A 14,331-nucleotide genomic window follows, 5' to 3' on the forward strand; every position below is an offset into this window, starting at 1 on the left:
AACGTTCGGAAATGCGTATATATTCCAAAAATGCCGTTAAAGCTTGTTGAGAGCTTTAACGGCATCAAAAAAATTCGAAAAAAATTTCGGCTTTATGCACAATATTCGTTTATTATTTTTGTCATAAGTTCATTAAGTTTTTCAACATTGTATTGACCTATTGTAGGCTCCAAGTGGTCATTTCCTATTCCGCTGTGATTTGTCAAAAAGGTATAGGTACCGCCTGTCAGCGTGCTAAGGCATCTCAAAGAAAATTCGGTATTTTCATCAACTCCGCTGGAAGCTATGGGGATTATTCTTATCCCCATACTTGAAGCCTCTTTAATGCTTTTAGCAAGGCTTTCTCTGACCTCTTTTCTTTCATAATGGGCAGGAGCATCAAGCACTAAAAACATAATTTTTACAGACTCTTTTTCCCATTCGTGTCCGAATATGCTGTCCGCCAAGGCTTCGTCAACAGCCTCGGGAGTATCTCCGCCGCCACCGCTGAATTGCGCATTTAGGTTTTTAACAGCTTTGTTTATATCCTCTGTAAAAGGAAAGGCTCTTACTACATATATATCCTGAGTGTCTCTGTAAAAGTTAACGCTTAATCTTATTTGAAGCTCGCTGTTTTGACTTGCAACAGCAGAAACAACGCTTTGAAGCTCTTTTTTGAGGTATTCAAGCTCATCTCCCATAGAGCCTGTGGTGTCGATTGTCAGCATAAGGTCAAGCTTTTTTGTCTTTTCATTTTGAGCTTTTAAATCAAGCTTTATTTCATTGTTTTCTTCGTTGCCGTTTATTGTATAGCTTACGCTTTCATCTGAAGAATAGGCAATTATTTTTTGAGGCTTAGTATTACTTTTTGAAAAAACATCATAAAAAAGATAGGCTTTCCCCTTAGCATCTGTAACAGCTTTCCATATTGCGCTCCCCTGCTCGTCGTACAGCACAACCTTTGCATTTTTTACTCCCGTATCAACAGCATAACGAAGGGTGGGATTTATGTTCCACTGAGTCATCATTTTATTCCATTCTTCTTTTTGAAGCAGGGCTTTAAAAAAGTCAAAGTTCAGATTGTCGTTCCATTGTCCCGCAGTTAAAGTTCCTGCTGTAATTTCACTTTGTCCTTGAGAAGAATTACCGTTTTCTCCGATTACCTCTTTTGTATCTGCGGCAAAATCCTCTGTAGCTATGTCCTCTGTATATTCATAGCTCTCATCGGTAGCTTCTCCGTCAGTGGCGATAATAGTTTCATCTCCTGCGTCAAATAACTCAAAAGAATTACTCTGCTTTGAACAGGCGCACAAAAGCACAGCTATAGCACAAATAAGGATTGCGAAAATTTTTCTTGTCTTTTTCATTTTTTAACCACCTTTTTATGTCTTTTACTACATTAGACCTTTAAAAACAAAAAAAGTTCCCGAAATTGTAAAAAAATGCAAGGATATTTTTTAATACCCTTGCACTATATTATGCAAATACGGTCATTTCGCCGTTTACAAATACGTATTCGCATTTGCTCATTATATTTAACGGATCGCCGTCAAATATTGCTATATCGGCGCTTTTTCCCACTTCCACAGAGCCGACATTTTTATCAATACCTAATATTTTGGCAGGATTTATTGTTATTGCCTCTAAAGCCTTCATATAATCCATTCCGTTTTTAACGCAAAGAGCGGCACATATAGGCAAATACTCAATAGGAATTACGGGGTGGTCTGTAATAATAGCTGTCAAAACATCATTTTCAGAAAGAACTGCCGCTGTTCTCGGGGAAAGATTTTTAAGCTCAGGCTTTGAACGGTCGCACAGTACAGGACCGCAAAGAGCTGCAACATTGGCATTTTTCAGCTCATTTTTAATTATTTCTCCGTCAGTTACGTGTACTATTACAGGCTCTAAAGAAAACTCCTTGCAAATTCTCAAGGCTGTCATAATATCGTCGGCACGGTGAGCGTGAATATGAAGCTTCATATCCCCGTCAAGCACGGGCAGTAAAGCTTCGCACTTAATATCAAGCTCGGGCTCGTCACAATCCTCGTCATTTATTCCCGTTTCTAAATCCTTTTTATAGCGCATAGCCTTTGAAAGCTGTTCTCTTATTATTGCCGCCGTTGCCATTCTTGTAACGGGAGTCTGATTTTTGGAATGATAGGTGCTTTTAGGATTTTCTCCCAATGCCATTTTCATAACAGATGCTTCATTTACAAGTCTTGATTCGGTGGTTGTTCCGTAGGTTTTCATTAAAACACCCTGTCCGCCTATGGGATTTGCGCTTCCCGGACATATCAAAACAGTGGTAATTCCTGCTCTCAACGCATCGTCAAAGCAACGGTCAAAGGGATTTACTGCATCAATTGCTCTGAGATGAGGGGTTGAAGGGTCGGTATCCTCGTTTCCGTCATCTCCTTCAAAGCCTAAAGAGTCCTCCCACATACCCACGTGAGTATGCGCATCTATAAATCCGGGAACAAGTATTTTCCCCGCTGCATCAAGCTTATCGTCAAAATTATCTTCAAACTCCGACATATCTCCCACTGCGGTAATTATGCCGTCATTTATGCTGACAAAGCCGTTTTCGATAAATTCTCCGCCAACCATTGTAAATATTTTTGCATTGATTATCTGCATAAAATATACCCTCCTTAAAGTATAAAAAAAGAATATTTGCCAAATAATATCAGTATATTTAATACTGAGGTGCTTAGAATGAATTTTTCTTTTTCCGATTTTTTAAATGACAACAAAAAAGAAAAGAAACAAGACATTAAAAAAGAGCTTGAAGAACTCAAAATAATGCTCGATTCTGCCAAAAACCGTTTTTCTGAAGCTTACGATTCCGACCTTGCAGAAGCGTGTATCTTTGAAATCAATTCACTCAATGCACGCTATCGCTATCTTCTCAAATGCGCAAAAACCGATGCCAGCGCATAAAATTTAAAATAACGGAGTGAGAATATTGAAAACTGCCATTATTGTCGCCGCCTGTCTGCTTGCCGTTGGCGGCATTACATACTTGATAATTAAAAAGCCATCTGTAATCAAAAGTGCCTTTTACGGTCTGATAGGCCTTTTAGCTGTAAATTTATCCTCTATTTTCACAGGTGTAGGGATAGGAATAAACCTTTTGACATTAGCCTTTACCCTTACTCTCGGGCTTCCCGGCGTTGTTCTTATGCTTATTCTAAAATTGATTTAGTCTGTCGCAGGCACGCAAAATACCCACTATTGTTTTTGCATCTTTAAATTCTCCCGAAAGAGCCTTTCTTTTTGCCTCACTTATAGGAAGTCTCATAACCTCTAAAAATTCATCTTCATCTAAATTTTGCTCTCCGAAGGATAAATCCTGTGCCATATAAATATATAATATTTCTTCACAGTAAGCAGGAGTGGGATAAACTTCACCTAAAAATTCCCACTCTTTTGCTGTTGCTCCCGTTTCCTCCGCAAGCTCACGCTTTGCGCACTCAAGAAGGTCCTCTCCTTTGTTGAGCTTACCTGCGGGGATTTCTGTTATCACTTCGCTGTAAGGATATCTGTACTGCTTTACAAGAAGAATTTCATTGTTCTCAGTTACAGCTACAACGCTTACACCGCCGTTATGCTCAATTACTTCCCTCGTCGCTTTTTGCTTATCGGGAAGCTCTATATCGTCTACTCTTAAGTTTATTATTCTGCCCTTGTATTTGTATTCTTTTCCAAGCGTTTTTTCAATAAGGTTCATTTTTTTCACCTTTTTTCGTTTTTTAGCACATTTTTTGGACCGTTAATATATGCAAATTAACAAAATTTTAACATTCAGTTGTTTTTTTGTTGACATTTGTAATTTGTATATACTATAATGGTTTTACTTTCAAAAAAAGAGGTCATCCCGGCGGGGTGGCTTCTTTTTTTGCTTTGTGGATTTTCGCTCATCCTACAGAATTTCCACTGTGTATTTATCTAAAATTTCACAGGGCTGATATGACAGCTTGGACGTTCTTAGCCCCATATCTCCCGAATCATCTTCACGGTTAATAAGCGTAGCCATGTTTTCAAAACGGCTTGCAAATTCCTTGACCGTCATTTGATATGCGCCTCTGTAAGAAATATCTGCCTTTTCAATATGGACAAACAAAACGTCCCCTATTACCTCACCCATAGAAAAAGCAACTATATTTTCTCCTACCTTTAAAGCGTAGCCTGTTAATTTGTAGATTTCAAAATTGTCAAGCACCTCTAAGACCTTTTGGCTCTCCTCTGTTTCGGTGCCGTTCATCTCTCTTAAATCAGTAAATTTCTTAAAAAATTCTTTTATATCGTTAAGATTATCCTTTGTTATTTCAACGAAGGAATAATCGGGATGAAGACTTTTGAATTTATTGATATGGTTTCTTTGACCGTTGAACTTCTTTCCCTTAAAGGTGGAAAGGTCTGACATATTGTATATATAGTCGCTCCATTCCCGATTCAAAGTTTCTTTGCAATTTTTAAAAAAGCCTTTAAGAAATTCCAAGTCCTCCAGAGTTACAGAGAAAAAAACAACAGGAATATTATTATCTTCGCAAAATCTCTGTATCTGCTCTAATGCCTGTTCTCTGTTCTCTCCTACAGGCACAGTAAAGGCTGTCTTATTTTCAGAATACTCTGTTTTAAAAATAATTGTATTTTCATATATTGCATAGCTTGTTTTAAAATAATCTCTCCACATAAGAGAAGCGCCTACTGTGTTATCACACTGCTTTGAGGGATATTTTTCAAAAAAAGCTCTTATTATGGGAGCATCTTCTAAAGCTAATCTTTTAAAAGAAAGCATAAATTTTAAACTTCACCTATTTACCTAAATATTTATTTCTCATAAATTCCATTTGACCGCAGGTCATTTTTCCTTCGGGACATTTTCCCGATACGCATGCAGGTCCGCTTGTCGCAAAAAGAGAAGGGGAAACCTCTCTGACAAGCATAAGCATTTTTTCAGCAAGCTCTCTTATTTCCCACTGTGCTCTGTTACAGCAACGGTGAGCAAAAAAGTTTTTAAGAGAACGGGTATTCATAGTAAGTATCATTTTAGTTTCGCAGGCGTTAGGAAGCACGTATCTTGCATCCTCTATTGCCATCTTTTCAGCCTTTGAGGAAGCCTCTTTTTCACTTAAGCCTTTAGCAATAAAATCTTTATAATGCTTTTCATAAAGAACCTTTGTAAGACTGTCATAATGCGCCTGGTCAGCTTCCATAGCTTTTATATATTCCTCTTTTGCCTCGGGGATTTTTTCTATTTCAGGAGGGATTACATATTCAAAACAGCCCTCTGTAACATATCTCTGACTCTTAACGCTGAAGGAAGCAATCCTGTGTCTTGTTATCTGCGCTAAAAGAGAACGGGAAACTCCCTCTATTCCGAAGGTAAAGGAAGCGTGTTCTGTGGGACTGTCGTGTCCCAAGGATGAGAGCATTTTTACAAATTTTGCAGTAGCCTCATCATCAAGTCCGTTTTTTAATTCCACTATTCCCGATGATGAATAGCAAAGCTTTGCCGCTGATGCAACTGTTTTTTCGGGCTCGGGAGTATATGCAAGCAATATTACCTTTTGTGACATTTTTCACACTTTCCTTTCGCAACTTTTGCCGTTATTTTTTTAAAAATCTGTATTTTAATGCAGTTAATATATATTTTGGGAGCTTTCCTGCACGAATAAGTCTTTTAGGCTGCATTGTTATTCTGTAAAGCCATTCGATATTAAGCTTTACAAAAATTTTCGGAGACCTTTTAACCGTTCCTGCAAGAACGTCAAGAGTCCCTCCAAGACCTATCATAACCCCTCTTTTTAAAGAGGAAACAGCCTTTGCCATAAAATACTCCTGTTTAGGAGCACCGAGGCAAACAAAAATAATATCCGCATCAAGCTGTGCCAATTCTTTTATTTTTTCTTCATCATTTTCAAAGTAGCCGTTAATGGTTTTTATTATCTGAATATCGGGATATTTTTCTCTGACCTTTTGAGCCGCAAGCTCAGCTACACCTTCACCGGCGCCGAAAAATACGAATTTTCTGCTTCCCGCTTTTCTTAAAAGTTCAGCCGCAAGCTCTACTCCTGCCAATTTTCCCTTAAGCTTATTCTTTACTATTTTTGAAGCAATTATAACTCCTATACCGTCGGGAATTACAACGGAAGCATTATTTATAATCTCTTCAAACTCTTTATCTTCATATGCTCTTTGGGCAATTTCGGCATTGGGTGTAACTACATATGACGCTTCAGGTGCATCACATAGAGAAAAAATTTCTTCTGTCGCCTGCTCTATATCAACATTTGAAACATTGATATTGATTATTTTTTTTGTTTCCATTATATTCCTCGTTTATTGAGCATTAAAAAACTCAGTATCAAGCTTTACAAAAGCAGTTCTTGAAACATCGGGACTTTCGTCACGTATTTCTTTAAGCCTGTTATATTCTGTAGCATTTATATATTTATCGCCCCTGTTTTCGTACATATCTATTCCTTCGAAAACATTTAATATTCTGAAATGATACGGTGTTCTCGGACTTTTATCTGTATAGCTTGGGAAATAGCTGTAATTATTCATTGAAATTTTACCTGTAACACCGTTCTTTTTAATTCCGATAGTTACTACAAGACCCCAGTCAGTATCAACTTTTGTCTGGTCTGAGGTAAAGTTACCTAAGCTATAGGCAACAATGCCCGTTTTTTCCTGAGAATCTTTCTCATAAACAATTTCTTCAATAGGCTGAACAACGTGGGGATGATGTCCTACAATAGTGTCTACCTCTGTGTTTTCAAATATCCATTTTGCAAGCTTCTTCTGAGTGCTTGAAGGCTCTCTCTGATATTCGTTGCCCCAATGGATTACACAGATAATATACTCTGCGCCCTCTTCTCTTGTTTTCTGAGCATCATTTTTAATTTTTTCTTCGTCTATATAATTAACACAAAACTTTTTGTCAGAGGGTGGATTTATTCCGTTTGTTCCGTAGGTATAGTTTACAAAGCCTACCTTTATTCCCTTTATGTCTATTATCGTAGTCTTAAGGCTTTCCTCCTCGGTTACATATGTACCCGTATGGGCAATACCTGCATCGTCAAGATACTCTATAGTTTTTACAAGTCCTGAATAACCTCTGTCAAGACAGTGATTGTTTGCACTTGCAATTAAGGTTGTGCCCAAGGTATCTCTCATATAAAATCTCATATCCTCAGGAGCGTTAAAGCAAGGATATCCTGTATATCCTCTGTCCGCGCCTGCAAAGGTAGTTTCAAGATTACCCACTACTGCATCGCTTCTTTTTAAGTAAGGGCCTATTGATGAAAACTGATTTTCAAAATTATAACTTCCGTCTGCCTGCTTTGCAGCCTTAAAAACAGTATCGTGAATAAGCAAATCTCCGTAGAAGCTTATTTTAATTTCAGTGTCCTTAGGGATTTCGGGCTTTTGAGGCTCAGTGCTTACATTTTCATTTCCCAAATCCACATCTGCGGGAATGCTTTGAGAGCAGGAGCAAAACAGTATTAAAACCGCAACAAGCAAAACAAATATCTTTTTCATATTATAACATCCTTAATTATTCTATCTTTCCTATAATCTCCATACTGTCAGTAAGAACAACCTTTACAACGCCTGCTATGGGCACTGCAAAAAACATCCCCACCGTACCGAAAAGCAAATTGCAGGCTATAACCGAGAAAAGAACGGTAATTGGGTGAAGTCCGCTGCTTTTTGCCTGAAGCTTAGGAGTTAAAATATTTCCTGTAAACTGCTGAATTATAAGACAGGTAAGAGCAGTAATCAAAGCAAGAATCCAGCCCTGTCCAGTAAGAAGCGGCACCAAGGCGGAAATAACTCCCGCAATAATGGAACCAAAATAGGGGATGAAATTCAAAACAAAGGTCAGCAAGGCTAAAATCAAAACATACTTAACGCCTAATATTGCCAAGGCTATTCCGATAATCAAGCCTGTAAGCAACGAAATAATAACCTGAGTTTTTAAATATGCCTTCATTCTGTTAATTGCATCGTAGAAAAACTTTCTTCCTATATCGGAATATTTTTGCGGAATACGGTTGAAAATGCGTGTAATTATTTTTTCTCCGTCTGCCAGGAAATAAACAAGGCTGACACCTATTACTATGATATCAAAAATCTGAGATATCCAGCCCATAAGCAAGCCTAAAAGCTTAGTTAAGAATTTCGCAACCTCGTCCAAAAGTGTAACGGAAATACCGTCAATTGCATTGACAATATAATCAGGAACATTTTTCTCTGCAAGAAAGGTCTTAACGTCTGTTGCAAAAACGGTTGCTCTTTGGGTAAGCTCGGGAACACTGTCTAAAAAAGCGTTTATTTCAGTGCTTATAATAGGAACAAGCAAAACCACCGACAGAGTTAAAACTCCAATCAGCAAAACAAATACAATAAGTATGGCAAGCCACTTTTTAACCTTGAGAATTTTCTCGAAATATTTTACGGCAGGATTTAAAATAAAAGCAAGAAAAGCCGCAATTATAAAGGGCGGAAATGCAGGAGCGACTGCAATAAAAAGCGCTCCTATAACAATCATAAATATTGTAATTATCCAGATTTTTTTATTTGACATTACATCACCGGCTTGATTTTAAATATAATTATTTATATTATTATAATGATTGTTGTTTGTCGAAACAGTATTTTTAATTACTGTTTCGACTAACTGTAACCATTATATACTTTATCTATCTATAAGTCAAATTTTTTCAGCCATTATTTTTCCGTCTGCCATTGTAAATATCTTTTTTGCATTTGATGCCACTTTCATATCGTGAGTTATAATTATAACGGTTTTTCCTTTTTGGTTGAGAAAGGAAAGTATATCTATAATTTCGGCGCCGCTTTTTGAGTCAAGAGCGCCTGTGGGCTCGTCTGCCAGAATTATATTGGGATTGTTGGATAAAGCCCTTGCTATTGATACCCTTTGCTGCTGTCCTCCTGAAAGCTGATTGGGACGGTGGTTTATTCTGTTTTCAAGACCTACTTTTTTTAAAAGCTCTATTGCTCTGCTTCGTCTTTGAGCTGCGCTTATTCCCGCATATATCATAGGCAATTCAACGTTTTCTACCGCCGTCAGATGCTCTAAAAGATTAAAGCTTTGAAAAACAAAGCCTATTTCATTACTTCTTATCCTTGCCTTTTGAGCTTCGCTTGTTTTTGAAATGTCATATCCGTTCAAAAAATATTCTCCGCTGTCGGAGCTGTCAAGACAGCCTATAATATTCATAAGCGTACTTTTTCCGCTTCCCGAAGCTCCTACAATTGCCGCCATTTCCCCATTTTTAAGCTCAAAAGAAACTCCTGCCAGCGCATCAACTCTTTCCGAACCTAAATTATAGCTTTTCTTAATGTTTTTTAAAGATATCATTTTTATTTCCTTTCCTTTGGTATTCTTGACATTTGTCTGTAAAGAATGGTATTATATAACTATATTAAAAATATGAAACGGAGATTTTAAAATGTTTGATATTGAAAATGATGCTCAGCGTCTTGAAATTATAGAAAAGCTTCGCAAAAGCGGAGTTAAAATTCCTTGCTCAGACGGAATTATTATTGAAAAAACAATACCTATCGGAAAAGGTACTGTTATTTTACCCGGCACTATTATTATGGGTGAAAGCAAAATCGGTGAAAACTGTGTTATAGGTCCTAACTCCTATGTCTGCGATACTCATATAGGAGATACTGTTACCTTTAAAGCTTCCTTTACCGATAAAAGCACTATTGACGATGAAGCAAGCATCGGTCCCTTTTCTCAGCTTCGTCCCAATTCCCATATAGGCAAGCGTGTAAAAATCGGCGATTTTGTTGAGGTTAAAAATTCAACTATTGACGAAAAAACCTCCGTTGCTCATTTAACCTATATAGGCGACAGCGATGTGGGAAGCCACTGTAATTTCGGTTGCGGAACAGTTACAAGCAATTATGACGGTAAAAACAAATTCCGTACCACCATTGGAGATAACGTATTTATCGGCTGTAATACAAATCTTATTGCCCCTGTTACAGTAGAAAGCGACTCCTATATTGCCGCAGGCTCTACAATCACCGATACTGTTCCTAAGGACTCTCTTGCAATTGCCCGTTCCCGTCAGACTATAAAAGAAGGCTGGGCAAAAAGAAACAGAGAGAAGTGATTTTAAATGATACTTTTTAAAAATGCAAAAATATTTTATAACGGCGATTTTTTTGACGGCGATATTCTGGTTGAAAAGGGCGTTATAAAACAAATCGGAAATATTGAAAATTCTGATTGTCCTTGCATTGATATTAACAATAACTATATTCTTCCCGGTTTTGTTGACATTCATTCCCACGGCGCTATGAATGTGGATTTTATGTCCGATTGTCCTGAGGCTATTGAAACGCTTATAAAATATTATGCCTCAAACGGCACAACAAGCGTGCTTGCCACTACCTATACCGAGGATTATCAGAAAATAAAGGACAGCATAAAAAGAATTAGTAGCTATATAGGTAAATCAAACATAGTGGGAATAAATATAGAAGGTCCTTATATCAGCCCTCAAAAGAAAGGCGCTCAAAACGAAAGCTATATAAGAAAGCCCGATATTGCCGAGTTTGACGAGCTTATAGAAATTTCAAATAACAATATAAAAATGATTACTATTGCCCCCGAAATAAATAATGCAATAGAAAGCATAGAATATCTAAAAAGCCGTGACGTTGTTTGCTCTTTAGGTCATTCCTGCGCAGATTATGATACAGCGTGTAAGGCAATTTCTGCAGGCGCAAGCGTTATAACCCACTTTTTCAACGGCCTTGAGCCCCTCAATCACCGCAACCCCTCAATAGTTGGCGCAGGTCTTATAAATGAGGATATTACTCTTGAAATAATCTGCGACGGATATCATATTCACAAGGACCTTATAAAATATCTCTTTAAAACAAAGAAAAATCAGCTTGCCCTTGTAACCGATTCAGTTTCTCCTGCAGGGTGTGCTGACGGAGATTACTTATTTGCAGGCTTACCTATCCAGAAGTGCGGCGAAAAAATAACGCTCAAGCAAGGCGGCAATCTTGCAGGAAGTGCTCTTAAAATGTCAAACGCTTTGAAAAATGCTCTTGAATTTACTCAAATGGAGCCAAAGGACATTATTCCCTCACTTACAATAATTCCCGCAAAAGCAATAAATATTGACAGCAAAAAGGGAAGCCTTGAAATCGGCAAGGATGCAGATTTTGTAATTACCGATAAAAACTTTAATATTTTGTCAACCTATTTACAGGGCAAAAAAATTTACAGCAAATAGCTCTAAAAAGCACCGCACTAAGCGGTGCTTTTTTCATAGGCAAATGCCGTTTTTACTTATTGTCAACTGCTTTTTGAGCAAAGGAATTATCAACGATATTTTCAAAAGGCGCTCTCTTTGACAGCTCTCCTGCCTGCTCCATTACTGTCTGAAGCAAATCAAAGGCTTCTTTTTTCATTACGGGAGTTGTGCTCCAAGCGTCAATATCCTTATAGCGCTGAGCAACCATTGTGAGAATTTCAAGAGATGTGTCGGGGAAATGATTTACTATTGCCTTTGCTATCTCGGAAGCTTCATTTTCCTCAACCCATTTTTGTCCCTTATAAATAGCTCTTGTGAATTTTTCGATTATATCGCTGTTTTCTTCAATATAGCTCTTATTAGCAAAATATGCCGTATAGGGAATTTCTCCGCTTTGCTCTCCGATAGAGCAGAGAACATAGCCCTTGCCCTCTTTTTCAAGCATTGATGCAGTGGGCTCAAAAAGTGCAACATAGTCCCCTGTACCGCCTGTAAAAGCTCCTGCCATAAGGGCAAACTGAACGCTTGTATCTACAGTAACGTCTTTGTTTGGAACAATTCCATTTTTATTAAGAACGTATTCCAGTGTCATCTCAGGCACTCCGCCTTTTCTTCCGCCTATGATATATTTGCCCTTAACATTTTCCCAAGCAAAATTTTCTTCCTTTGTTCTGCCCACTAAAAAAGCGCCGTCACGCTGAGTAAGCTGTGCAAAAACAACTGCGTGGTCCTCTCTGCCCTCGTTGTATACATAAATAGAGGCTTCGGGGCCTGCAAGTCCTATCTGCACCTGTCCCGAAACAACTGAGGTCATAACCTTATCAGCGCCCTGACCGTTTATAAGCTCTAACTCAATGCCCTCTTCTTCAAAAAAGCCAAGCTCCATAGCCGCATATTGAGGCGCATAAAATACCGAGTGAGCAACCTCACTCAAGGATATTTTAACAAGCTCATCTGTGTCCTGAGTTTTACAGCTTGCAAAGAGCGTAAGTATCAGTCCCAAGACAATCACTAGAGAAATAAATTTTTTCATAAATACATTCCTTTCAATAATAAATATTAAGTAGCTGTAAAAAACGAAAGCTTTTTACAGCTTATTTTTAGGGGATAGGAAAAAAGGTGCAGAATCTGTCAATTTCGCGCCGACAAAGCCTTGTCGGCGGTTACCCGACGGCGTACAGAGGTACGTCAAGGGCGAAATTGGCAGATAGCATAAAACGTATATTTCTTAAAAGAATCAGCAAAAAGATGTTTTTTGTTAAATTTTGCTCTTTCAGAAGATGATAGTATATAATCATTTTATTTACTTGTTTTATGCGCTCTGCACTTTTTTACAGCCCCTAAAAAGCTATCAAATCACATTTTTCTATAAACAGCCTTTTCAAAAAGTAAAACGCTCTGATACATAAGAGTTGCAATAACTGCAAGAATTAAAACGCTTGCCATAACCAAATCAAGCTGAAAGACCTGACTTCCGTATACAATAAGATATCCAAGTCCCGCCTTTGAAACGAGAAACTCTCCTACAATTACACCTACCCAGGACATACCCACGTTTATTTTTAAAGAGTTTACAATAGTTGTAATGTTTGAAGGAAGAACAACCTTTGTTAGCACCTGCATTTTGTTTGCTCCGAAGGTTTGCACAAGCCGTATCTGCTCCTCGTTGGTGGACAAAAATCCGTTTAGCACTTCAAGCACACTTACAATTACTGAAATTGTAAGCGTTATAACTATAATGGCGGTAGAGCCTGCGCCTATCCAGACGATAAATATAGGACCTAAAGCTATTTTAGGCAAAGAATTAAGCACAACGAGATACGGCTCTAATACGTCGCAAAGAAATTTAGAGCACCAGAGCAAAACTGCAATAAGAGTACCCAGCACAGTGCCTATCAAAAAGCCTATTATTGTTTCTGAGGTAGTTGTCCAGATATGCAAAAACAAGTCGCCGCGATTATAAAGATTTATCAGAGTTTTTACTATTCTTGAAGGACTGCTCATTATAAAGGTATCAATAATTTTAAGCTGTCCTGCAATTTCCCATACAGCAAAAAAAGCTACTAAAATTATTATTTTTGTAATGTTAACTGCTATCTTTTTTCTTCTTACAGATTTTAAATATCGTTTTCTTTCCTCAGATAAAATCTGAGTGTCTTCTTTACATATGAACATCTATATCACTCCAAATTTTGTTGAAATATTCACGAAATTCCGGCTGTTCACGTCTGTTAAATGGCGACAGCCCCTGCTGAGAAAAGCTTATGGAATGAACACTTTTAATTGAAGCAGGCCTCTTTGTAAGCACGATTATACGGTTGGAAACCGAAATGCTTTCGGAAATATCGTGAGTTACCATTAAAACAGTTTTCTTTTCTTTTTTTATAATTTCGTATATATCATCTACAACTGAAAGACGTGTCTGGTAATCAAGCGCCGAAAAAGCTTCATCAAGAAGCAAAAGACGCGGACGTGTTACCAAGGTTCTGATAAGAGCACAGCGCTGTCTCATTCCGCCTGATAGCTGTCTTGGATATTTATCTTTAAACTCGTAAAGTCCGTAGGTATTTAGAAGCTCATCTGCATATTCAATGTTTTCTTTGGTTTTTAATCCTTTTATCTCAAGCCCTAAAAGCACATTTTTTCTTATAGTTCTCCATTCAAAAAGGCAGTCCTTCTGAAGCATATATCCTATAGACTCATTATTGCTGCTGACAGGCTTTCCGTTTAACAATATTTCTCCGCTGTCATAGGGCAATAAATTTGCAATTATAGAAAGCAGGGTTGATTTTCCGCAACCGCTGGGGCCGATAATGCTTACAAAATCACCGTCATTTACATCAAAGGATACATCGTCAATCGCCATTGTTTCCCCTTCGGGCGACTGATATTTCATTTTTATATTTTTAACACTTATTATCTGCTCCAAAAAATTCCCCCTTTGCTATTGTATTCAATACTGAATTTTTGGTTAAAAAAAACAGGACAGAGAAAAATCTCTGTCCTGTATTGCCGATGTAGCTCA

At 37.8% G+C, this 14,331-nt stretch carries 16 protein-coding genes; 4 read left to right on the top strand and 12 right to left on the bottom strand.

The annotated features are described in order from the left end of the window. Positions 1 to 92 precede the first annotated feature (92 nt). Together E7480_05260 and E7480_05265 are read right to left on the bottom strand one after the other, a co-directional pair. Positions 93 to 1,346, bottom strand: coding sequence for a VWA domain-containing protein (locus tag E7480_05260; GenBank protein ID MBE6903997.1), 1,254 nt, complete (start codon positions 1,344 to 1,346; stop codon positions 93 to 95). 109 nt (positions 1,347 to 1,455) lie between these two features. Further along, complete coding sequence (locus E7480_05265; GenBank protein ID MBE6903998.1) at positions 1,456 to 2,619, bottom strand: amidohydrolase; 1,164 nt, start codon at positions 2,617 to 2,619, stop codon at positions 1,456 to 1,458. Between the two features lie 78 nt (positions 2,620 to 2,697). Between E7480_05265 and E7480_05270 the strand changes: the two genes are divergently transcribed. Continuing rightward, on the top strand, positions 2,698 to 2,922 hold the full coding sequence (locus E7480_05270; GenBank protein ID MBE6903999.1) for a DUF2508 family protein: 225 nt from the start codon (positions 2,698 to 2,700) through the stop codon (positions 2,920 to 2,922). 16 nt (positions 2,923 to 2,938) lie between these two features. After that, on the top strand, positions 2,939 to 3,187 hold the full coding sequence (locus E7480_05275; protein MBE6904000.1) for a SigmaK-factor processing regulatory BofA: 249 nt from the start codon (positions 2,939 to 2,941) through the stop codon (positions 3,185 to 3,187). On the opposite strand, the gene E7480_05280 is transcribed toward E7480_05275, so the two are convergent. From E7480_05280 to E7480_05310, 7 genes are all read right to left on the bottom strand, one after another. After that, positions 3,173 to 3,712: an NUDIX hydrolase gene (locus tag E7480_05280; protein MBE6904001.1), complete on the bottom strand. Its 540-nt coding sequence runs from the start codon at positions 3,710 to 3,712 to the stop codon at positions 3,173 to 3,175. The two genes, E7480_05275 and E7480_05280, sit on opposite strands and share 15 nt — an antisense overlap. A 192-nt stretch (positions 3,713 to 3,904) precedes the next feature. Beyond that, a complete protein-coding gene (locus E7480_05285) occupies positions 3,905 to 4,783 on the bottom strand; it encodes a DUF2156 domain-containing protein (protein MBE6904002.1) in 879 nt (292 codons plus the stop codon). Positions 4,784 to 4,799: 16 nt separating this feature from the next. After that, the gene (locus E7480_05290) at positions 4,800 to 5,564 is read right to left on the bottom strand and encodes an FAD-dependent thymidylate synthase (protein MBE6904003.1); all 765 of its coding nucleotides are present in this window, start codon (positions 5,562 to 5,564) and stop codon (positions 4,800 to 4,802) included. 31 nt (positions 5,565 to 5,595) lie between these two features. After that, entirely contained in the window at positions 5,596 to 6,315 is a 720-nt protein-coding gene (locus E7480_05295; GenBank protein MBE6904004.1) for a WecB/TagA/CpsF family glycosyltransferase, read from the bottom strand. Positions 6,316 to 6,327: 12 nt separating this feature from the next. Then, a complete protein-coding gene (locus E7480_05300; GenBank protein MBE6904005.1) occupies positions 6,328 to 7,533 on the bottom strand; it encodes a CapA family protein in 1,206 nt (401 codons plus the stop codon). A 16-nt stretch (positions 7,534 to 7,549) separates the two neighbouring features. Continuing rightward, on the bottom strand, positions 7,550 to 8,581 hold the full coding sequence (locus E7480_05305) for an AI-2E family transporter (GenBank protein ID MBE6904006.1): 1,032 nt from the start codon (positions 8,579 to 8,581) through the stop codon (positions 7,550 to 7,552). Positions 8,582 to 8,707: 126 nt separating this feature from the next. Further along, the gene (locus E7480_05310) at positions 8,708 to 9,379 is read right to left on the bottom strand and encodes an ABC transporter ATP-binding protein (GenBank protein ID MBE6904007.1); all 672 of its coding nucleotides are present in this window, start codon (positions 9,377 to 9,379) and stop codon (positions 8,708 to 8,710) included. 91 nt (positions 9,380 to 9,470) lie between these two features. Between E7480_05310 and E7480_05315 the strand changes: the two genes are divergently transcribed. Together E7480_05315 and nagA are read left to right on the top strand one after the other, a co-directional pair. Beyond that, positions 9,471 to 10,148, top strand: coding sequence for a UDP-N-acetylglucosamine diphosphorylase (locus E7480_05315; GenBank protein MBE6904008.1), 678 nt, complete (start codon positions 9,471 to 9,473; stop codon positions 10,146 to 10,148). 6 nt (positions 10,149 to 10,154) lie between these two features. Beyond that, positions 10,155 to 11,285, top strand: a complete 1,131-nt coding sequence (gene nagA, locus E7480_05320) for an N-acetylglucosamine-6-phosphate deacetylase (GenBank protein MBE6904009.1) — start codon at positions 10,155 to 10,157, stop codon at positions 11,283 to 11,285. 52 nt (positions 11,286 to 11,337) lie between these two features. Here the strand turns inward: nagA and E7480_05325 are convergent, their stop codons facing one another. From E7480_05325 to E7480_05335, 3 genes are all read right to left on the bottom strand, one after another. Continuing rightward, complete coding sequence (locus E7480_05325) at positions 11,338 to 12,339, bottom strand: ABC transporter substrate-binding protein (GenBank protein ID MBE6904010.1); 1,002 nt, start codon at positions 12,337 to 12,339, stop codon at positions 11,338 to 11,340. A 323-nt stretch (positions 12,340 to 12,662) separates the two neighbouring features. Then, positions 12,663 to 13,481: an ABC transporter permease gene (locus E7480_05330; protein MBE6904011.1), complete on the bottom strand. Its 819-nt coding sequence runs from the start codon at positions 13,479 to 13,481 to the stop codon at positions 12,663 to 12,665. Beyond that, positions 13,468 to 14,235: an ABC transporter ATP-binding protein gene (locus tag E7480_05335; GenBank protein ID MBE6904012.1), complete on the bottom strand. Its 768-nt coding sequence runs from the start codon at positions 14,233 to 14,235 to the stop codon at positions 13,468 to 13,470. Before E7480_05335 ends, E7480_05330 begins: the two co-directional genes overlap by 14 nt. Between the last annotated feature and the right edge of the window lie 96 nt (positions 14,236 to 14,331).

This window comes from Oscillospiraceae bacterium (assembly GCA_015067255.1).
In the GTDB taxonomy this organism is placed as follows: domain Bacteria; phylum Bacillota; class Clostridia; order Oscillospirales; family SIG519; genus SIG519.